Source organism: Rhodopila sp. (genome assembly GCF_035548235.1).
GTDB lineage: Bacteria > Pseudomonadota > Alphaproteobacteria > Acetobacterales > Acetobacteraceae > Rhodopila.
Genome location: NZ_DASZTJ010000117.1, coordinates 1 through 19,125, shown reverse-complemented (window position 1 = coordinate 19,125; position 19,125 = coordinate 1). Strand labels below are relative to the sequence as shown.

The 19,125-nt window shown below is 65.9% G+C and carries 20 protein-coding genes; 1 reads left to right on the top strand and 19 read right to left on the bottom strand.

All coding sequences use genetic code 11. The features are described from left to right. Window positions 1-28: 28 nt before the first annotated feature. The 19 genes from VHB27_RS10230 to VHB27_RS10140 all read right to left on the bottom strand — a co-directional run bounded on the left by VHB27_RS10230 (window position 29) and on the right by VHB27_RS10140 (window position 18,561). Window positions 29-466, bottom strand: coding sequence for a hypothetical protein (locus VHB27_RS10230; protein ID WP_325599926.1), 438 nt, complete (start codon window positions 464-466; stop codon window positions 29-31). Window positions 467-475: 9 nt separating this feature from the next. Beyond that, window positions 476-2,074, bottom strand: coding sequence for a GMC family oxidoreductase (locus VHB27_RS10225; protein ID WP_325599924.1), 1,599 nt, complete (start codon window positions 2,072-2,074; stop codon window positions 476-478). Window positions 2,075-2,156: 82 nt separating this feature from the next. Then, entirely contained in the window at window positions 2,157-2,846 is a 690-nt protein-coding gene (locus VHB27_RS10220) for a GntR family transcriptional regulator (protein ID WP_325599922.1), read from the bottom strand. 127 nt (window positions 2,847-2,973) lie between these two features. Further along, window positions 2,974-4,203: a metal-dependent hydrolase family protein gene (locus tag VHB27_RS10215; protein ID WP_325599920.1), complete on the bottom strand. Its 1,230-nt coding sequence runs from the start codon at window positions 4,201-4,203 to the stop codon at window positions 2,974-2,976. Window positions 4,204-4,227: 24 nt separating this feature from the next. Beyond that, a complete protein-coding gene (locus VHB27_RS10210; RefSeq protein ID WP_325599918.1) occupies window positions 4,228-4,737 on the bottom strand; it encodes a GAF domain-containing protein in 510 nt (169 codons plus the stop codon). 98 nt (window positions 4,738-4,835) lie between these two features. Next, window positions 4,836-6,206: an MFS transporter gene (locus VHB27_RS10205; protein ID WP_325599916.1), complete on the bottom strand. Its 1,371-nt coding sequence runs from the start codon at window positions 6,204-6,206 to the stop codon at window positions 4,836-4,838. Between the two features lie 78 nt (window positions 6,207-6,284). Further along, a complete protein-coding gene (locus VHB27_RS10200) occupies window positions 6,285-7,286 on the bottom strand; it encodes a 4-hydroxyproline epimerase (RefSeq protein ID WP_325599914.1) in 1,002 nt (333 codons plus the stop codon). Beyond that, entirely contained in the window at window positions 7,283-8,551 is a 1,269-nt protein-coding gene (locus VHB27_RS10195; protein WP_325599912.1) for an NAD(P)/FAD-dependent oxidoreductase, read from the bottom strand. Before VHB27_RS10195 ends, VHB27_RS10200 begins: the two co-directional genes overlap by 4 nt. Window positions 8,552-8,613: 62 nt before the next feature. Then, window positions 8,614-9,528: a dihydrodipicolinate synthase family protein gene (locus VHB27_RS10190; RefSeq protein ID WP_325599910.1), complete on the bottom strand. Its 915-nt coding sequence runs from the start codon at window positions 9,526-9,528 to the stop codon at window positions 8,614-8,616. 173 nt (window positions 9,529-9,701) lie between these two features. Beyond that, on the bottom strand, window positions 9,702-10,319 hold the full coding sequence (locus tag VHB27_RS10185) for an HAD-IA family hydrolase (RefSeq protein WP_325599908.1): 618 nt from the start codon (window positions 10,317-10,319) through the stop codon (window positions 9,702-9,704). A 72-nt stretch (window positions 10,320-10,391) separates the two neighbouring features. Beyond that, window positions 10,392-10,847, bottom strand: coding sequence for a type II toxin-antitoxin system VapC family toxin (locus VHB27_RS10180; protein WP_325599906.1), 456 nt, complete (start codon window positions 10,845-10,847; stop codon window positions 10,392-10,394). Further along, window positions 10,844-11,092, bottom strand: a complete 249-nt coding sequence (locus tag VHB27_RS10175) for a type II toxin-antitoxin system Phd/YefM family antitoxin (RefSeq protein ID WP_325599904.1) — start codon at window positions 11,090-11,092, stop codon at window positions 10,844-10,846. Before VHB27_RS10175 ends, VHB27_RS10180 begins: the two co-directional genes overlap by 4 nt. Before the next feature lie 71 nt (window positions 11,093-11,163). Further along, window positions 11,164-12,366, bottom strand: coding sequence for a glycosyltransferase (locus VHB27_RS10170; protein ID WP_325599902.1), 1,203 nt, complete (start codon window positions 12,364-12,366; stop codon window positions 11,164-11,166). 120 nt (window positions 12,367-12,486) lie between these two features. Beyond that, a complete protein-coding gene (locus tag VHB27_RS10165; RefSeq protein ID WP_325599900.1) occupies window positions 12,487-12,900 on the bottom strand; it encodes a DUF3293 domain-containing protein in 414 nt (137 codons plus the stop codon). A gap of 7 nt (window positions 12,901-12,907) precedes the next feature. After that, window positions 12,908-14,050, bottom strand: coding sequence for a rod shape-determining protein RodA (gene rodA, locus VHB27_RS10160; protein WP_325599898.1), 1,143 nt, complete (start codon window positions 14,048-14,050; stop codon window positions 12,908-12,910). Next, window positions 14,047-15,918 (bottom strand): penicillin-binding protein 2, encoded by a 1,872-nt coding sequence (gene mrdA, locus VHB27_RS10155; protein WP_325599896.1) that lies wholly within the window; start codon window positions 15,916-15,918, stop codon window positions 14,047-14,049. Before mrdA ends, rodA begins: the two co-directional genes overlap by 4 nt. 30 nt (window positions 15,919-15,948) lie before the next feature. Next, a complete protein-coding gene (locus VHB27_RS10150) occupies window positions 15,949-16,503 on the bottom strand; it encodes a hypothetical protein (protein WP_325599894.1) in 555 nt (184 codons plus the stop codon). Window positions 16,504-16,529: 26 nt separating this feature from the next. Further along, on the bottom strand, window positions 16,530-17,414 hold the full coding sequence (gene mreC, locus VHB27_RS10145; RefSeq protein ID WP_325599892.1) for a rod shape-determining protein MreC: 885 nt from the start codon (window positions 17,412-17,414) through the stop codon (window positions 16,530-16,532). A 103-nt stretch (window positions 17,415-17,517) separates the two neighbouring features. Continuing rightward, window positions 17,518-18,561, bottom strand: coding sequence for a rod shape-determining protein (locus VHB27_RS10140; RefSeq protein ID WP_325599890.1), 1,044 nt, complete (start codon window positions 18,559-18,561; stop codon window positions 17,518-17,520). Between the two features lie 184 nt (window positions 18,562-18,745). Here VHB27_RS10140 and VHB27_RS10135 point away from each other — a divergent pair, with 184 nt between their 5' ends. Further along, on the top strand, window positions 18,746-18,955 hold the full coding sequence (locus VHB27_RS10135) for a hypothetical protein (RefSeq protein ID WP_325599888.1): 210 nt from the start codon (window positions 18,746-18,748) through the stop codon (window positions 18,953-18,955). Window positions 18,956-19,125: the final 170 nt, after the last annotated feature.

Sequence of the window (19,125 nt, the reverse complement as noted above, 5' to 3'; positions counted from 1 at the left end):
GGAGGGCCGTGACGGGGCGGGTTGGCCCCTACCCCCGTTTCCACATGGGCGCCCGCGCCCTGACGGGGTCCAGCAGGGACCAATCGCCGTCTTCCAGCACGTGCCCCTGCGGGAACGGCGCGCGCGGCTCGCGGCCCAGCGAACGCACCACCCGATCGTCGCGGTAATAGGTCTGCAGCACCACGCGGGTCAGCGCTGCGACCGCCGGTCCGCCGGCGGCGCGAAGCTGCTGCGCCACCGCCTGCCGCCGCTCCGCCGGCACCGCCGCGAACGGGCCGCCCGCCAGGGCCGCCAATTGCGCCAGCGCCTGCTGGATCAACACGGCATCCCGGCCCATCGTGGCCAGCATATCCGCCTGGATCGCCGGATCGTCGGCACCCGGCACGCGATAGCGCTCGCTGGCCGGCACGATGCAGGCCGACAGCGCGGCGAGGTCGGCTTTCTGGGTCTCGGTCAGTTCGGACATCGGCGCGCCTCAATCGAACAGGGTGGCCAGGCGCTGCTTCATCTGGTCGGCGATGTAGAGCGCGAGCGCCTGGATGGTGGAGGTCGGGTTCACCCCGCCCGAGGTGACGAACAGGCTGCCGTCGATGACGAACAGGTTCTTCACGTCATGCGTCCGCCCCCATTCGTTGACCACCGACCGCTCGGGATCCAGCCCCATGCGGGCGGTGCCCAGCAGGTGCCAGCCGCCGTACAGGATGGGGTTGTTGACGCAGATGTCGCGCGCGCCGGCCTCGGCCAGGAACTCCTTCGCCCGGGCGATGCCGTGCTCCATCATGCGGCGGGAGTTTTCGCTGATGGTGTAGTCGATCTTCGGCGCGGGGATGCCGTTGCTGTCCTTCAGCACGGGATCCAGGGTGACGCGGTTATGCTCTTCCGGCAGGTCCTCGCAGATCGCGGAGAGCTGGATGCGATGGCCGTCCAGGCGGCGGAACGCCTCGTGATGGCCGGCACCCCAGGGCAGGATGCCCTTCTGCTCGCTGGTGACCGCCTCCATCACCGTGCCGGCGCCGCGGCCGAACTGGAAGGTGTAGCCGCGCACGAAGCCGCGCGACGGGTCGGTCTCGTAGAACTCCTTGCTCCACAGGCAGGTCGGCGGGGCACGGTTGCTGTCGGTTTCCTGTTCAACGAAACCATAGACCTGGGCATAGGGGTGGAACATCAGGTTCTTGCCGACCAGGCCGCTGGAATTGGCGATCCCGTTGGGGAAGCGCCCGGACTTGGAGTTCAACAGCAGGCGCGGCGTACCGATCCCGTTGCAGGCGACGACGACGACATGCGCGGGCTGGAACTGTTCGACGCCGTCCTGGTCGTAATAGACGACGCCCGAGGCCATGCCGTGCTCGTCCGTCGTGATCTCCCGCACCCGGCAGTGCGTGCGCAGCTCCACGCCGGCGCGGATCGCGGCGGGCCAATAGGTGATGTCGGTGCTGGCTTTCGCCCCCTGCGCGCAGGCCGGCGTGCAGTGACCAAGGTTGATGCAGCGCGCCCGGCCTTCGTAATCCATCGTGGCGACGGTGGTGTCGGACGGCCACCAGTGCCAGCCCAGCCGGTTCAGCGCCTTGCCCATGATCGCGCCCGACTTGCCCATGGGCAGCGGCGGCATCGGCGGGTGGCGCTGCGGCACCGCCGGATCGCCGGCAAGGCCGGAGACGCCCATCATGCGATCGTTCTCCTCGAAGAACGGCACCAGCGTGTCGTAGTCGATCGGCCAGTCGTCGGCGACGCCGTCCAGCGTCTTCACGCGGAAATCCGACGGATGCATCCGCGGGAAATGCGCGGTGTACATGATCGTGCTGCCGCCGACGCCGTTGAAGTTCACGACCTTGATCGGCGAGTTGTCCTCGTTGATCGGGTAGTCTTCTGCGCGGCCGCGGATATTGGGGCTGGGGGAATAGTCGGTCCAGAACCGAGCCTCCCAGTCGCGGCCGGTGCTGGGGTAGCGGGCGGGGCTCATCCAGTCGCCTTGTTCCAGGCAGAGGATGTGCATCTTGGTCTCGGCCAGGCTGTACGCCATGGCCGCGCCGGAAGCCCCGGCGCCGATGATCAGGACATCGACGGGATCATGCATGGGACGGTTTCCTCTCTCCGGGGGAGAATGAGGGGAGTCGGGTCGCGCTGGCAATGGGATGGCGGAATGGGCCTAGGCGTGTTCAGGCAGCGTCAGCTCGAAACGTAGACTTGGGTAGAGGCATCTTCCCGGCTTTGGCGATGTGCTTCCGCAGGAAGTCGACGGCGCGTTTGTCCCGCGCCTTGCATAGTTGCAGCAGTTCGCGATGCTCCTGTTCCGCATCGGCGATGCCTCCGGTCATCAGCAGTTGGAGTCGGATAAATCGATCGGTCTTAACATTCACCTGTTCGATCACGGCGAGAGTCTCCGGACGATTGGCGGGCGTATAGAGACTCTTGTGGAACTGCCAGTTCAGGCCACCCCAGGCCGAAATATCGCGCCGGTGGTATGCCTCCTCCAGACTGACCAGGATGGCGGCCGCGACTGCCGCGTCAGCGTCGGTGAACCGGGGGAGCGCGTGCTTAAGGATATCGCATTCCAGCAATACGCGAAGGTCAAACAGCTCAGCCACTGTCTCCTGCGGCATGGCAGTGACCACTGCGCCTTTGTGGGTCTTCATCACAATCAGGCCGAGCGCCTCAAGCTGCCGTAGGGCCTCACGCACCGGCATACGGCTGACCTCATATTCGTCAGCGATCGCCTCCTGGATAAGTTGATCCCCTTCCCGAAACTCACCGTTGAGGATCCGTTCCCGCAGAGACTCCGCGAGCGTCTCTGGGAGACTCTGGCGCTTTATCCGGTGCACGCCCGCGGCGGTGCGGCCTTTGGTCATCTCGGTTCCTCACGCTCTAGCTGGGCGGTTCCGCCAAGCTCGGGGTCGCGCCTGTCCCTTCGAGACAGGGCTTGCCGCTTGTATCCAATTGGCGGCTCGCATGGAACTGACGGAGCCTGTGACACGGCTACGGAAGCCAGGAATGCCTGATTTGGCCGGCCTGGACCACAAGCTTCAAATTCCGGGACGGGGCCGCGAGCAGGGCCACATCCTCTAACGGATTTCCTTCAACGGCGATCAGGTCCGCCAGGAATCCTTCCCGAACCAGGCCGAGTTTGTCCTCCATCCGGATCAGCTTCGCTGCCACCGTCGTGGCACTGCTCAACACGTCCCGCGAATCAAGCACTTGGGCGCGGATGGCGAACTCCTCACACTGCCGTTCGTGCGCCTCGCCCAGCAGGTCGGTGCCATAGGCCATCGCCACGCCGGCCTTCCGCAATATTTCCAGGCTTGCCAGACCACTATTCCGGACGTCTCCGATTTTGGCCATGCTCTCCGGCAGGAGGCCAAGCCGCTCCCCATCCTGTGCCAGCGCCTCGAAGATCACGAGGGTCGGCACTGCCACGCACCCTTTTGCCGCCGCCGCCACAGCCGCTTCCGCGTCGATGACGTTGCAGTGTTCGAGCGAGTGTACTCCGCATTGAACGGCGCGCTGGATTGCGGGTGCCGTGTAAAGATGGGCCGCGACGTAGGTCTGAGCGTCCGCCGCCTCCTGCACGGCCGCGGTCATTTCGTCGACGGAGTAGCCGATCCAGGCGACGGGGTCCGTCGGGCTGCCTACCCCTCCGTTCGCCATGATCTTGATGAAACGGGCGCCCTGCCGCAGTTCCTGCCGAGCCGCTCGGCGTACTTCATCCACCCCGTCCGCGATGCGGCCCAGGGCGCCAAACCTGTTCTGCCATCGATACGGGTCGTGCGTGTCGGCACGTGCGCGGAAATCCGTGTGACCGCCCGTCTTCGAAAGGGCCTTTCCGCACACGACCAGACGCGGTCCCTCGGCCAGCCCTTGCTCGACGCCTTCGGCCAGGGCGTAGGGAGCACCGCCCACATCGCGAACCGTCGTGAAGCCGCGTGCCAGCATGCCCCGCATGATCGGCAGGCTTCGCAGCATCGCCGTTGCATCCGGCAATTGTGCGTTCGCGGACAAATTCATCATGCTGGCGACGACATGGACATGACAATCGATCAGTCCCGGCATGAGGGTCCGGCCGCCCAGATCAACCACGTTGCGGTCCTCGGCCGGTGCTCTCCTCGCATCGAGGTCCCGGATTACCCCATTTTCAATAAGGACGTTCCCGTAACGCGGCTCCGCCATGGTCGCATCGACCAAGAGCGCGTTGGTCAGGAGAAGCTGCATGGTCAAACATCCTGTGCTGAGCGGTTAGGTACGTAATGCGGGCAGGGCCAACTGCGCGAAGACCCGCGCTGTCGGTATATCCTGCTCATCATACCACGCGGCTCGATGAAGCAGGTTAAGAGAACCCAGGACCGCTCCGGCCCAGAGCACCGGCATATTCAGCACGCTTTCGCAGCCGATGGCCCAGAGCTGTTCGTGGTCGAAAAACACCTCTTCGAGATCCTGCCTGGATCGTCCGATATAGGGACGTCCCCCGATCAAAACCTGACGCATCCAGGGGCTATCGGTAATGGGCTTGCTGCCTCCGACCGGATTGATATCGGGACGCGTGCTGAAAATCCGCCGCATCTGTCCGGCCGCGTTATCGAAGACAAGAACGGTGAACAGGATATGCCCGAGCGCGTGCTGAAGGCCGACGCTCAGGGCGGCAAGAAGTTCGGCCGGCTGCTCACGCCGTGCATGAACCTCCGCAACCTGCTCGATCCAGGGGCGAGGGTCGGGCCCCAGGCGGATCATGTCAGGCGGATCAATCATCGTTCGGTCTCGGTGTCCGTGGATATGAACCAGGAGAGAACCCCTGTTGCCGATGGCGGGGAGACAAACCGCAAGGGCCTCCTCCCTGCAAGTTGACGTTACGCCGCCAGTTCCTCCGCCGCGATCGCCTCTAGCGACTTGCCCTTCGTTGGCACGCCCAGCAGCACGACAGAGAGAGCGCCGAAAGCCAGCACCGCGGTGGTCATTCCGAATACGCCGACAAACCCGCCGATCGGGAAGATGTATCCAACAAGGACGGGCGATGCGATGGCGCCGAGCCGGCCTATGGCTGACGCGGTTCCCATGCCCGTCGCACGCACATAGGTCGGAAAGACCTCTGGCGTGTAGGCGTATTCACTCGCATTGACGCCGTTCATGAAGAACGAAAGAGCTATACTGCCGATCAACATCTGCATGTTGGTTTCGGTAAAGGCCAGCCCGATGGCCGAAAGCGCGGCGCACGTCATGTAGACGACGATACTGGCCCGGCGATCCCATACCTCGCAGACATAGGCGGCGGAGAAATATCCGGGGATTTGGGCTAGATAAATGAGAATGGAATAGGAGAAGCTTTGAGTAATCGTCATGCCGCGCTGGACTAGCAATCCGGGAATCCAGGTGAAGAACGCATAGGAAGAGAAGGTGACCGACAGCCAGAGACACCAGGACATGATCGTCACCCGGCGCAGGCGGCGCGACAGAAGTGCCTTCAGCCCGCCAAACATGGACGGCTGTTGCCGCGGCGATGGTGGATCATCCGTTGCGTCCGCCGCTACCGGATCAAGCTTGTAGCCATATCGCTCGACAGCCGATTCGATTCTTCCGACAACAGCATTCGCCTCGGCGATCCGCCCGCGGCTTTCAAGCCAACGAGGGCTTTCCATGAGCGCCCGCCGCCACCAGAGAAGGACGATAACCGGGCAAGCCAGGACAATAAGGGTGATCCGCCAGCCGTTGGTAAATGTCGGTATCAGGAAGTATCCGAGCAGCGCGGCAGCGACGAAGCCGAACGAGAAGAAACCCGCCAAGGCACCGGTGAAGGCACCTCGATACCTGGTCGACACGAACTCCACCAGGAAGGGGGCGACAATCGCGCCTTCGGCCCCCATACCCACGCCGCCGATGATGCGAAGCAGCAGGAAGGTTTCCCAGTCGTTGATAAAGGCGCTTGCCAGCGAGGCGGCACAGAAGAGAACGAGCGCGCCCATCATGACCAGACGACGTCCGTAACGGTCGCCAAGCATGCCGGCAAACAAGGCGCCGACCAGGAAGCCGACATAGGTGCTGCTGCCCAGGACTCCGGTCTGCACGCTTGTCAGATGCCACTCCGTGCGAAGGATGGGCATCAGGAACGCGATGATTGCCGCATCGACCGCCTCGAACGCATATCCCAACCCCCCGATGACGAGAAGGTTCAAATGAAAGCGACTGAATGGCAGTCGCTCAAGTCGGGCAGCAATCGTCGACATTTTTACCTCCGCCTGGAATTTTACTTCAGTCGCTACAATGCAAGCCCGTGGGTGGGCGGCATGCGGGTCCGGAAAGGGTCACGTCAGTTGGAATCCGTGGACCAGCGGATCCCGGCTATCGACATAGATCGTGTTATGCCCGGTGACCCGCGCCCATCCCGCGACACTCGGCAGGATGGCGGGATAGGGGCCCACTTGCGCAGGAGATTCGACCCGACAGTCGAACAATGTCCCGATGATGCTTTCGTGGACGAATTCCTGGCCGATCGCCAATCTGCCCCGTGCGACGAGTTGCGCCATCCTGGCCGAGGACCCTGTACCGCAAGGCGAACGATCGATCGCCTTGTCCCCGTAGAAAACGGCATTGCGCGCGCTCGCCCGCGGGTTCCGTGGCAGGTCGCACCACATCACATGACTGACGTCCCGGATGCGGTCATCGAGTGGGTGGACGGGAGCGAGCTTCGCCTGCGCGGCTTGGCGGATCGCCGGGCTAAGCCGAACGATGTCGGCAGCGGACAGCGCGTCGAGGCCACGCCAGCAGTCCTGCGGCTCGATGATGGCGTAGTAGTTGCCACCGTAAGCAAGATCGATTTTCAACGCCCCTAAACCAGGGATGTCGAGGACAACATCCTTGTCGTGAAGATAGCTGGCGACGTTGAACAGCCGTACCTGTTCGACGTAGCGGCCTTCCTGGACATATTCGACGACGACGCGTCCGGCCGGCGCCTCTATCGCCAGACGTCCGGGTTGGCGCGGAACCACCAGCCCTTCCTCGATGGCCGCTGTCACTGTGCCGATGGTGCCGTGACCGCACATCGGAAGGCAGCCACTGACCTCGATATAGAGCACGCCGACATCGCAATCATCGCGAGCGGGCGGATAGAGAATCGAGCCCGACATCACATCGTGGCCGCGCGGTTCGAACATCAGCGCTCGGCGTACCCAGTCGTGATCCCGGACGAATATCGCGCGCTTTTCGCCCATCGGCACATTGGGAAGGATCGGAGCGCCACCCGCGACGACCCTGACGGGGTTGCCGCATGTATGGGCATCTATGCAGAAGAATGTATGACGACTCATGCGTGCCTCGGCGTGTTCTTCTGGAAACGGGCAATTGAATATGGCGTGAGATCAGTCGACGGCGATCGCCCTGCGAGAAGATCAGCGACGATACGGCCCGTTGTCGCAGCGAGGGTGAGGCCAAGATGGCCGTGCCCGAATGCGTAAAGCACCTCGGGATGGCGCGCGGAACGACCGATGACCGGAAGACTGTCCGATGTCGCCGGACGGTGGCCTGCCCACCGAACGCCGCCCTGGGCATTCAGCCCAGGCAGATACATCGCAGCCAACCGCACCAGCGCGTCCGATCGCTTGTAGTTTGCCGTTGCGTCAAGACCGCCGAACTCTGCCGCCCCGCCGATGCGCAGACCCGGGGCCAAAGGCGTTGCGACGAACTTGCGTTCGGCGAAGATCACTTCCCGGCTGAGGTTCACCCCGGAATCCGGGAGGGTCGTGTTGTATCCTCGTTCGCTCTCCAGTTGGACGCGATCGCCAAGTTGCCTGACGAGAGAGCCTGACCAGGCGCCGGCGGCGACGACCGCGTTCGCGCAGCGGAACGTTTCATTCCCTTCCAGCCTCAAATCGACTGAACCGCTCACCTGAGGCTCGATATCGACGACCCGGCCGGTGCGAACGGTCACGCCATTGGCCAGCAACCACTGCCGCAGTCCTTCAGCCAGCCTTCGAGGGTCGCTGACATGGGACCACTGCGGGGTGAAGACGCCACAAGCGACGGCCGGACCAAGGGCTGGTTCGAGCGCCCGTACTTCCGCGCCATTCAGATAATCGGCCTGAATCCCGTGGGAACGCTTGAGCGACCATTCGGCACGATCACGCCGATAGGCTTCTTCGCTCTCGTAGACAGTCAGGGCTCCGCGTCTATGCAGTTCGCCCGCAAGTCCCGTTGCCGCCAACATGGGAAGAAGGTCGTCATAAACACGCCTGTTCAGCACGGCCAACGCTGTCGTGATACGCGCGACCTCCGTTGTGGTCCCGGCCTTGAGAAACGCATGAAGCCAGGGGATCAACCGAGGCGCATAAGCGGGACGGACGGCCAGGGGGCCGAGTGGGTCGAAAAGCCAACCCGGTATTTTCCAGATCAGACCTGGCACCGACGCTGGAACGACCTCGGTGACAGCGATTCCTCCGGCGTTTCCATATGACGTCTTGTCGCCTTCGGGGCTCGGATCGATCACCGTGACGCGTTGGCCGTCAATGTGCAGGTGATAGGCCGTCGCAAGCCCGACGATGCCAGCGCCGATAACTGCGATTGCCCCCTGCCCCAAAACACCCCCCAACCCTGCGTGACACGAACGATGGGGCCCGATTTTCGTCGGGCCACCGCAGCCTAAGCGGCTGCCCTTTTTTGCCTGTTGGCGAGCAATTCGATCGTTCGATTGATGACACCGACCACACTGTCACGCTCGGCGCCAGTCAGCGGCAGGCGCGGCGCACGCACCCATTCCGGCGCACCATAGACGAGATGCTCGGCCATCTTGATGTACTGAACGAGTTTCACATGCGTATCGAGATGATAGGCCGGCGTCAGGATCCGATAGAGGATGCGCGCTTCGTCATATCGCCCAGCCTTGCACAGCTCATAAAGCTCAACGGCTTCGGCTGGCCATGCGTTCGTCATGCCGGACACCCATCCGGAAACACCCAGCGCCATGCTTTCAAGAAGCAGGTCATCGATGCCGCAGAATACCAGGAAGCGATCGCCACACGCATTATAGATGTCGGTGACACGGCGAATGTCGCCGGTCTCTTCCTTGACGCAAACGATTTCCGGCGTAGCCGCCAGATCGTTGAGGATATCGGGCGTCACGTCGACCCCGTAGGCGATGGGATTGTTGTAGATCATGATCGGCAGTTGCGCCGCCGCAGCAATGGCTTTGAACCATTCCGCCGTCTCGCGTGGGTCGGTTTTGTACCCGCCAAGACTCGGGAACGCCATCAGCCCTTCGGCCCCAAAAGAGCGATAGGCCTTGGCGGATTGCCGAGCGTGTTCGGTCGAGACCTCGGCGAGACCCGAAAGCAGCGGCACGCGGCCTCGGACGACGTCCACGCCCGCGCGGATAACGGTTTCGCGCTCGGCCATCGTCAGCGAAGCGTTCTCGCCCAACATGGGGAGAACGATCACGCCAGACACGCCGTTCGTGACGAGCCGGTCGATGCTGGACTGGAGAGCGCCGACATCGATGGTGCCGTCTTGCTTCATCTTGGTCGTCACCGCGGGGAAAATTCCCGACCAGCCTGTCATGGTGCGCTCCTCATTGCTGCCGGCATGAGGCTATAAACGGACTGTCGATTGGATACAATCTTCATTCTACAAAATGACTATCGCGCCGAGACACGACCTCGGCCGCCAGACGGCGCCGCCTCACGGCCTGCGCACCACGCGCGGCGTCCCGCCCGTCGACCGGCCCGCCGAGATCATGCGACCAGCAACCCGAACCGATGCAGCGCCGCTTCAAGACCGTCCGGATCGGTGAAATGGTGGGCATGCAGCCCTGCCGCGACCGCGCCGGCCGCGTTCGCCGCACTGTCGTCGACGAACAGCGCGGCCTCCGGCGCGACACCCAGGTGGCGCAGGCAGCGGCGATATACCGCCGGTTCCGGCTTCCGGGCGCCGAACGCGGCCGACACGCAGGCGCGGTCGCCCACGAGCGCCGCCACCTCGGGATACAGCGTCGCGAAATGCCGCTGGATCAACAGGTTGTTGTTCGTCAGCACGCCGCATTCGACACCCGCCCGCAGGCGCGGCAGCAAGGCCAGGCTGGCGGTGATCGGCGAGACGGCGGCCTGGTTGGCGGCCAGCCATGCGTCCTCGGACAGGTCGCAGCCAAGGCGGGCGCCGAACCCGCGCAGATAGGCCTCGGCGTCAAGTCCGCCGGCGTCGCCCAGGTCCTCGAAGCCCGACGTCCAGATCGCGGCCTCGACGGCCTCCGCCGTCCGGTTCGCCAGCGCCGCAAGCCGAGCGATCCGCGCCGCCCGGTCGTAGCGGTAGAGCACGCCGTTGAGGTCGAAGAGAACCAGCGCGATCCCACGCATGACGCCTCCTGGCCTTGCCACGCTTCCCTGGCCTGGGAAGCCTAGCAAGGCCCATGCCGCCATGTGGCCTCCTCAGGATCGGGGCAGCCCGCCAGCCTCCGGCGACGACACGGACGAACCGAACGGCAGGAAGTGCTTCGTGTTGCGCGTGACGATGTGCAGGTCATGGGCCTTCGCGATGCCGGCGATGATCGCGTCCGCCATGCCCGGATCGTGCCCCGCGGCGATGGCCTTCGCCTCCAACCGTCCGGCCAGCGCGGCCGTGGCGATGTCGACGCCAATGATCCTGTCACCATAGGTGGAAACAAGACCGGCGAGCCACATCGTCAATCCGGCTGCCTTCGCCGTCGCTCCCTTATGGTCGAGCAGGGCGATCCCCTTCTCGATTTCATGGATCGAGACGATCGACAGGAACAGTCGGCCTTCTCGGTCGACGGCTTCGAGCCAGTCGAGGAACCCGGCCGATACCTCGGGCCTTGAAGGCGAAAGCATCGAAATGACATCGGTATCGAGCAGAAAACCGTTCAAAGCTCGACATCTCGGGAGGGGGAGTGGTTGCGCTCGAACACCCCGTCGGGAAACGTCCTCAGATAAGCCGCGAGGCCGGTGCGCCGGCGCTCGATCGCCCTGCGGCCGATCTCGGCCATTTCGACGGAAACCAGCGCCGCCACGGGCTTCCCATGCCGGGTGATCGTCACGACCTCGCCCTTGATGGCTTCATCGACCAGGCTCGAGAAGCCGGCCTTGGCATCTTTCAGACTGATGGTCCGCATCGGACAGTCCGCCACAAAGTGGTCATATGTGACCATAATTAGGCTCGTCCGGCAACGAATTCAACGCGGCCTTACCCCACCAGCACCCGGAACAGCCGGTCATACCCGTCCGCGCACGCCCGATAGCTGAACATCCGCGCCCGCTCCCGCAGCAGCGCGGGCGGGAACCGGTGCCCCGCGGTCAGGATCTCCGTCATCGCAGCCGCCAGCGCCGCGTCGTCCTGCGGCGGGACCATCAGGCCATAGCGGCCGTGCTCCAGGATGTCCGACGGACCGTGCGGGCAATCGGTGGCGACGACCGGGGTGCCGCAGCCCAGCGCCTCGACGATCACGTTCCCGAACCCTTCGGAGCGGGACGACAGCACGAACGCGTCCGCCTGGCGCATCAGCGGCAGCGGGTTCTTCACGAAACCGGCGAAGCAGACATGCGCCGCGATGCCCAGGCTCTCCGCCAGCGCCTGCAGTTCCGCCTGCAGCGGGCCGACGCCCAGGATCACCAGCCGCCCGTCCCGGACCTTCAGGTACCGCGCGAAGGCGCGCAGCAGGTTGCGGTGGTCCTTCATCTCCACCAGCCGCCCGGCGGTCAGGAACACCGGACGGTCGCGCTGGCGGAACCAGGCGAGCGCGGCGGCGGCCTCGGGCGCCGAGGTCTCGATCGGCGCATCGGCCCGGTCGGCGAAGTCCTCGCCGATGACGGCGTTGAAGATCGTGCTGACCCTGTCCTGGGGCAGTCCGCCATGGTTCACCAGTTCGTCCGCGATGCCGTTGGAGACCGCGATGGCATGATCGATCCATGACGCCAGCCTGCGATACGCGAACGGCACGACGCGATGCTTCCAGTTCACCGTGGCATGGAAGCCGGGCGTCAGCGGATTGTGCTGGCAGATGATCAGCCGCGTCGCCGTGCCGCTGACGGCCTTGGCGAGTGTCGCCGCGATGTTGCAGTGATCGACGTTGGCCATCAGCACGTCCGGCCGTTCGGTCCGCAGGTATCGCCGCAGGTCCAGCACGTCGCGCAGGGTCCGATTGCCGCCCAGCACGACGACCGGCAGGCTGTCCGGGACCAGCGACACCAGTTCGCCGCGATATTGGTGCACCACCAGGGTCACCAGGACGCCGCGCGCGCGCAGTTCCCGCGCCAGCACCAGCGTCTGTCGTTCGACGCCGCCCGGCGACAGGTCGTGGATATAGATCGCGGCGCTGAGTTCGGCTGGTGGTTCCGGAGGCTTGCACGCCCCCTGCGCTTCCAGGACGGCGGTCTGGTTTCCCGGCATGAATGCTCCGTCTGCAATAGCGTGCTCGAAATTCCCCGGACCGGCCGGTAATGGCCGCAAGCTCGGCGTTTCCGCCGGTCTCCGTCTCTCCCCGATGGCCGAGCGCCCATGATCGTCACATCAGGGATGTGACGGCGCCGATTGCCGGGGATAAGTGGAATAGAGGCGTGCGGGTTGCCTGGGACGGAGGATCACAATCGCGTTTTGCCGGAACCGGCGCGCGAGCACGGCCGCCGGTTCGGGCGCGATCAGGGCCAGCAGGTGGTCCTCCGACCAGCGGCGCCACCGGCCGCTGGCGGGCAGCGTCGTGCGGCGGTGGAGCGCCTGGGCCAGCGCTTGCTGCATCCGCGCGTTCCATCCCGACGGCATCCGGCGGGAGAACGGGTTCCAGGCGGTGATCAGCACCCCCGTCCGCTGGCGGTGGCGATCCAGCAGGCGATCGACCATGGGCTCGCGGCAGCCGATGCGCACCACGGCACCCGGGACATGATAGGCGGTGCTCCGATAGGCGCGCAGAAGTCGGACCGGCAGCACGCGCACCTCATCCATCCCGCGCGGTGGCGAACTCCACGTCCCGGTGGACATGCACCGACATCAGGATCCCGAACCCGACCATCACCGTCAGCATGGCCGACCCGCCGTGCGAGACCAGCGGCAGCGGCACCCCGCCCACCGGGATCGCACCCATCACCATCGCCATGTTGACGAACACGTACAGGAAGAAGTTGAACGAGATCCCCAACGCGACCAGCCGGCCGAACTGGTGGCGGCAGCGCAGGGCGATCAGCATCCCGCCGATGATGATCAGCCCCAGCAGGCAGATCACCGCGAGCGTGCCGACGAAGCCGAATTCCTCGCCGATGATCGACACGATGAAGTCGGTCTGCTTTTCCGGCAGGAAATCCAGGTGCCCCTGCGTCCCGTGCAGGAACCCCTTGCCCCACATGCCGCCCGATCCCAGCGCGATCTTCGACTGGATGATGTTGTAGCCGGCGCCCAGCGGGTCGCTCTCGGGATGCAGGAACGTGTCGATCCGCGCACGCTGGTAGTCGTGCAGGTGGCTGTAGGCGAGCTTGGCGACGAGCGGGATGGGCAGCAGCACCAGGGCGAACTTCCACCACCGCACTCCGGCGGCGAAGAAGATCGCGCCGCCCAGGATCAGGGTGATCGTCGCCGTGCCCAGGTTCGGCTCCTTCAGGATCAGCCCCACGGGGATCAGGACCGCGATCAGCGGCGGGATCAGGAACAGCGGGTTGCCCATCCGCTCCCACGACGCCTTGTGGAACCACGACGCCAGGGCCAGGACCAGGGCGAGCTTCATCATCTCCGACGGTTGGAGCTGCAGCCCGCCAAGCTCCAGCCAGCGCTGCGCGCCCTTCCCGACATGGCCCATGCGCAGCACGAGCACCAGCAGCACGACGCCGCCCAGCCAGGCCGGCCAGGCCAGGCGGGCGATGAAGCGGATATCCACCAGGGCGATCGTCAGCGCGATCACCAGGCCGAAGGCGAAGCGCAGCGCGTGGCGGGTGGCGTAAGGCTCCGGCGAGCCGCCGCCGGCGCTGTACAGGGCCGTGTATCCGACAGCGGCCAGGGCGCACAGCAGCAGCACGTACAGCCAGTTGACGTGCAGGACCTTCGCCATGATGTCGAAGGACGGCTCCCGCCAGAGACGACGGTCCGTCATGACTTCATCACCTCGGCGACCTGCCGCGCCGGCGGCCGTTCGTTGTGGTTGCTGGGGTCGCGGCGCAGCGTCTCGGTCATGATCGCCTTGGCGACCGGTGCGGCGGCCTCGGCGCCCGCGTTGCCGTGCTCGATCACCACCGACAGCGCATAGCGGGGCGCATCATACGGCGCATAGGCGACGAACAGCGCGTGCGGGCGGTATTCCCAGGGCAGCTTCTCGCTGTCGAAATGCCCGCTCTCGCGCAATTCGCGGGAGACGCGGCGGACCTGCGCCGATCCGGTCTTGCCGGCAAGCTGGACGGACGGATCGGCCAGCCTCGCCTGCGGCGCCGTGCCGCCCGGCTCGTTCACCACCGCCCACATGCCGTCGCGGACGTCGTGCAGCAGTTTCTCCGGCAGGCCCAGGGCCGGCCAGTCATCCGCCTGGCTGCCCGGCTGAAGCACGCCCGCCAGCGTGCGGGTCAGGTGTGGCTGCACCACCTTCCCGGTGGCGATGCGGGAGACATAGGTCGCGAGCTGCAGCGGCGTCACCTGGATATAGCCCTGGCCGATGCCGCTGACGATCGTATCGCCGAGGTTCCAGGGATGGCCCTGCGCGATCCGCCACTCCCGCGTCGGGATCAGCCCGGTGCGCTGGCCCGGCAGGTCCAGGTCCAGCTCCGTCCCCAGGCCGAAGCGGTGCGACATGGCGGCGATGCGGTCGATGCCGGTGCGGCGCGCGACCTCGTAGAAATAGACGTCGCAACTGTTCTTCAGGCCGCCGTGCAGGTCCAGCATGCCGTGCCCGCCCCGGCGCCAGCAGTGGAAGCGGGCCGTGCCCACGTCGAGGTAGCCGGGGCAGTTGAACCGGTCGTACGCGGTGATCGCCTTCGATTCCAGCCCCGCCAGCGCCACCGCCATCTTGAAGGTCGAACCGGGCGCATACAGGCCCGAGGTCGCCTTGTTGATCAGCGGCGTGCGCTTGTCCTGCGTCCACTCCTTCCACTGCGCCTGGGAGACGCCGGAGTTGAACAGCGACGGGTCGAAGGACGGGTTGGTCGCCATCGCCAGCACTTCGCCGTTGCGGCAATCCATCACCACGGCGCTGGCGCTTTCGTCGCCCAGCGCGTTCAGGGCGAATTCCTGCAGGCCCTCGTCGATCGTCAGCCCGACATCCTCGCCGGGGATGCCTTCCTCCCGATCCAGTTCGCGGATCACCCGCCCGACCGCGTTCACCTCCATCTGCACCGCGCCCGCTCGGCCGCGCAGGGCGATGTCGTGGTATTTCTCCATCCCGGCGCGGCCGATGCGCAGGCCGGGCAGCGCCAGCAGCGGGTCCTCGGCGACGTCGTCCTCGTTGGGCGGGGCGACGTAGCCCACGACATGCGCCAGCTTCTCCCCGAAGGGATAGTGGCGGGTGGTGCCTGAATCGACGATCACCCCCGGCAGGTCGGGGGCGTTGACCTCGATCATCGCCATCTCGTCCCAGGTCAGGAACTCCCGCAGCAGGACGGGGATGAACTTGCGGTGGCGGCGCAGCTCGCGCTCGATCCGCCCGCGCTCCCAGTCCGACAGCGGCAGCAGGGCGGAGAACGCATCCAGCGTCGCCGAGACGTTGTTCGTCTGCTCCGCCACCAGTTCGGCGCGCCAGTTGGTGATGTTGCCGGCGACGATCACGCCGAACCGGTCCAGGATGCGCCCCCGCGGCGGGGCGATCATGCGGGCGCTGATCCGGTTGTCGTTCGCCATGGTGGTGTAGCGGGCGCCCTCGGTCACCTGCACCTGGTACAAGCGCGCGCCGAGACCGCCCAGCACCGCGACCTGGCCGCCCATCAGCAGCAGCGCCCTGCGGGTGAAGACCCCGGTGCGTTCGCCCTCGCGCTTCATGGCAGCTCCATCATGGCGGGTTCCATGCGGTCAGACCCTGTCCGGATCGGCGATCGAGCGATGCGCCGCGGAGAACGGGATGGCGATGACGGGATAGATGGCGATGGCGAGGACGGCCTGGAACAGCGCCCCGTCCGGCGGGAAGTACCGGAAGCTGAGCAGCATGACCAGCAGCCAGATCAGCATCGAGGCGACGAAGGCCACAAGGCTGTAGATGCTCCAGATCAGCGCGAAGCCGTGCCGGGCCAGGAACCGCCGGAGCGAGACGGCGACGCCATGGACCGCCAGCAGGGTGAAGGCGCAGATGCCCAGCGGCACGTAGCCCATCAGGTCGGCCAGCAGCCCGATCAGGAACACCACCGGCGGCGGCATCGTGTCCGGGCGCGCCAGCGACCAGAACCAGACCGCGCCCAGGGTGACGGCGGGCAGCAGCTCCGCCTGGCCGCGGATGCCGAACGGCACCTGGGTCAGCAGCATCAGCAGGAGGACGGCGCAGCCTGGGAAACAGGACCGCGCGATGATATCGAGGCGCCGTCCCAGGCTGGGACGCGGACGGATACCGGGGCGGCGGTCGATATGGGCCATCAGCGGGTGGTCCCTTGTCCCATCCCCTAATGCCTTCCCGGCGTCGGTTTCGACTGGGCCTGTTCCTGGGCCTGGCCTTGCGGCCCAGGCGCGGTCACGCCGTTCAGGCCGTAGTCGAAGATCCGCACGATCTCCAGCTTTTGCAGCCGCGCCGCCGGCTCCACGTCCGGGGTGCCGTTGCTGTTGAAGTGTACCGTGCCCACCGGCAGGTTGGCGGGAAACGCGTTGGCCTCGGCGCTGGTGACGACGCGTTCGCCTTCCTGGGGCATCGTCCCCTCGGGCCAGTACATCAGCCGCGGCCGCGGACCGTTGGTGCCGACCAGGATGGCGTGGGCGCGCGACGTCTCCAGGATCACCGGGATGCGGCTGTTCATGTCGGTGATCAGCAGCACGCGGGCCGTGCGCTCCCCGACCTCGGTGACGCGGCCGACCAGGCCCCGCTCGTCCAGCGCGATCTCGCCCTTCTTGATGCCGTGGTTCGGCCCGACCGACAGCAGCACCGCCTTGGCGTACACGCCGCCGGCGTCGGCGACGACACGCGCGGTGACGAAGGACGCGGCGGGATCGGGGATCCAGTGCAGCGCGGCCTTCAGGCGCCGGTTCTCGGCGTCGAGCGCCAGCGCGATCGACTGCCAGCGGCGAAGCTGTTCGTTTTCCCTGCGCAGGCGGAGGTTCTCGTCCCGCATGTCCCAGAGCGTGGCGCCGTCGGTGATCGCCTCGCGGAGGTCCTGCAGCGGGCCGGCCAGGACCGCGTAGATCGGCGCCAGCCCGTCCGCCAGCGCCATGCGCGCCCGTTCCGCCAGCAGGGTGTCGGCCTTGCCCAGCAGCATCACGCCGAACGACACGACGACCAGCACCGGCAGGGTCAGCTTCGCGAGGGCCTGCCTGGCCTGGATCGACAGGCGGATCATCCGAACCTCCTGAGTCGGCGCATGATCATGGATTGGTCCGGTCCAAGGGTCGAACCCGCCCCTCGGGCGTCAGGCCGGTCCGGTTCGCCGCCTCATGTCCTTGCTAATACATACTGGTGAGCACGTTGCTCAAACGCTTTCTCTCCTCCAGCGCCCGGCCTGTGCCCAGCGCGACACACTGCAGGGGATTTTCGGCGATCACCACCGCAAGGCCGGTGGCATCGCGCAGCACCTCGTCCAGCCGGTACAGCAGCGCGCCGCCGCCGGTCAGCACGATCCCCTTGTCGACGATGTCCGCCGCCAGTTCGGGCGGCGTGTTCTCCAGCGCGACCTTCACCGCCTCCACGATCGCCGAGACCGGTTCGGCCAGGCTTTCGGCGATCTGGCGCTGGCTGACCAGCACCTCCCGCGGCACGCCGTTCATCAGGTCGCGGCCGCGCACCTCCCGGTACGTGCCGTCGTCGACATGGTCGAAGGCGCCGGCCGCCCCGATCTCCATCTTGATCCGTTCGGCCGAGGACTCGCCGATCAGCAGGTTATGGTTGCGCCGGATATAGCTGATGATCGCCTCGTCCATCTTGTCGCCGCCCTGGCGGGCGCTGCGGGCGTAGACGATGCCGCCGAGCGAGATCACGGCGACCTCGGTGGTGCCGCCGCCGATGTCGACGACCATGCTGCCCGTGGGTTCCGTGACCGGCAGGCCGGCGCCGATCGCGGCGGCCATCGGCTCCTCGATCAACTGCACGCGGCGGGCGCCGGCGCTTTCGGCGCTCTCCTGGATCGCACGCCGTTCGACGGCGGTGGAGCCGGAGGGGACACAGACGATGATCAGCGGCGAGGCGAAGCCGCGGCGGTTATGCACCTTGCGGATGAAGTGCTTGATCATCTCCTCGGCGACCTCGAAGTCGGCGATGACGCCGTCGCGCAAGGGGCGGCTCGCGGTGATGTAGCCGGGGGTGCGGCCCAGCATCTGCTTGGCCTCCTCCCCGACCGCAACGACCTGCTTCTTGCCGCGCACATCGGCGATAGCGACGACGCTTGGCTCCGCGAGGACGATGCCGCGGCCTTTGACGTAGACCAGGGTGTTGGCCGTGCCCAGGTCAATGGCCATGTCGGCTGACATAAAGCCGAGCATGCGAGTGAACATCCAATCTGCCTTCTGTGTCGAAACGAGGGGTGCGGAAGGCGGATCGCTTAATGCCCGCGCCGCTCCGCCACAAGAGGTTCCGTTGACGAACGATTGAACCTCCTGCCCCACCGACGCCGCAATCGCACCACGAAACCGCTGCGTTTCTTAACAATCTGCATCAACGGATCATAGGAGGAATGCAATGCGTTCGACCGCGATCGTCCTGCTTACGTCGGCCCTGCTCGGCCTTGCCGGGTGCGGCAGCAGTCCTGGAACGCGTGCCGTCACCGGCGGCCTGATCGGCGCGGGCGCGGGCGCGGGCATATCCGCCGTGACCGGCGGACGGCCGGCCACGGGTGCTGCGATCGGCGCGGGCGCCGGCGCCATCGGCGGCGCCGTGACAGCGCCGTGACCAACTGACCATTATTTTTGCGGAGAGGAGTTCATCCGATGTCTCGTGGTGTTCGCGGAATCCTGGGGGTCGTGATCCTGGGGTGCGCGCTGGCGGGCTGTGGCTATAACCGGGGCGACCGGGCGGCGTCGGGCGCCTTGATCGGCGCCGGCGCGGGCGCGGGGATCGCG

What these genes read in the sequence shown, in the direction of transcription:
- VHB27_RS10230 (WP_325599926.1), bottom strand. Translation starts at nt 466, where the DNA reads ATGTCCGAACTGACCGAGACCCAGAAAGCCGACCTCGCCGCGCTGTCG.
- VHB27_RS10225 (WP_325599924.1), bottom strand. Translation starts at nt 2,074, where the DNA reads ATGCATGATCCCGTCGATGTCCTGATCATCGGCGCCGGGGCTTCCGGC.
- VHB27_RS10220 (WP_325599922.1), bottom strand. Translation starts at nt 2,846, where the DNA reads ATGACCAAAGGCCGCACCGCCGCGGGCGTGCACCGGATAAAGCGCCAG.
- VHB27_RS10215 (WP_325599920.1), bottom strand. Translation starts at nt 4,203, where the DNA reads ATGCAGCTTCTCCTGACCAACGCGCTCTTGGTCGATGCGACCATGGCG.
- VHB27_RS10210 (WP_325599918.1), bottom strand. Translation starts at nt 4,737, where the DNA reads ATGATTGATCCGCCTGACATGATCCGCCTGGGGCCCGACCCTCGCCCC.
- VHB27_RS10205 (WP_325599916.1), bottom strand. Translation starts at nt 6,206, where the DNA reads ATGTCGACGATTGCTGCCCGACTTGAGCGACTGCCATTCAGTCGCTTT.
- VHB27_RS10200 (WP_325599914.1), bottom strand. Translation starts at nt 7,286, where the DNA reads ATGAGTCGTCATACATTCTTCTGCATAGATGCCCATACATGCGGCAAC.
- VHB27_RS10190 (WP_325599910.1), bottom strand. Translation starts at nt 9,528, where the DNA reads ATGACAGGCTGGTCGGGAATTTTCCCCGCGGTGACGACCAAGATGAAG.
- VHB27_RS10185 (WP_325599908.1), bottom strand. Translation starts at nt 10,319, where the DNA reads ATGCGTGGGATCGCGCTGGTTCTCTTCGACCTCAACGGCGTGCTCTAC.
- VHB27_RS10175 (WP_325599904.1), bottom strand. Translation starts at nt 11,092, where the DNA reads ATGCGGACCATCAGTCTGAAAGATGCCAAGGCCGGCTTCTCGAGCCTG.
- VHB27_RS10170 (WP_325599902.1), bottom strand. Translation starts at nt 12,366, where the DNA reads ATGCCGGGAAACCAGACCGCCGTCCTGGAAGCGCAGGGGGCGTGCAAG.
- rodA (WP_325599898.1), bottom strand. Translation starts at nt 14,050, where the DNA reads ATGACGGACCGTCGTCTCTGGCGGGAGCCGTCCTTCGACATCATGGCG.
- mrdA (WP_325599896.1), bottom strand. Translation starts at nt 15,918, where the DNA reads ATGAAGCGCGAGGGCGAACGCACCGGGGTCTTCACCCGCAGGGCGCTG.
- VHB27_RS10150 (WP_325599894.1), bottom strand. Translation starts at nt 16,503, where the DNA reads ATGGCCCATATCGACCGCCGCCCCGGTATCCGTCCGCGTCCCAGCCTG.
- mreC (WP_325599892.1), bottom strand. Translation starts at nt 17,414, where the DNA reads ATGATCCGCCTGTCGATCCAGGCCAGGCAGGCCCTCGCGAAGCTGACC.
- VHB27_RS10140 (WP_325599890.1), bottom strand. Translation starts at nt 18,561, where the DNA reads ATGTTCACTCGCATGCTCGGCTTTATGTCAGCCGACATGGCCATTGAC.
- VHB27_RS10135 (WP_325599888.1), top strand. Translation starts at nt 18,746, where the DNA reads ATGCGTTCGACCGCGATCGTCCTGCTTACGTCGGCCCTGCTCGGCCTT.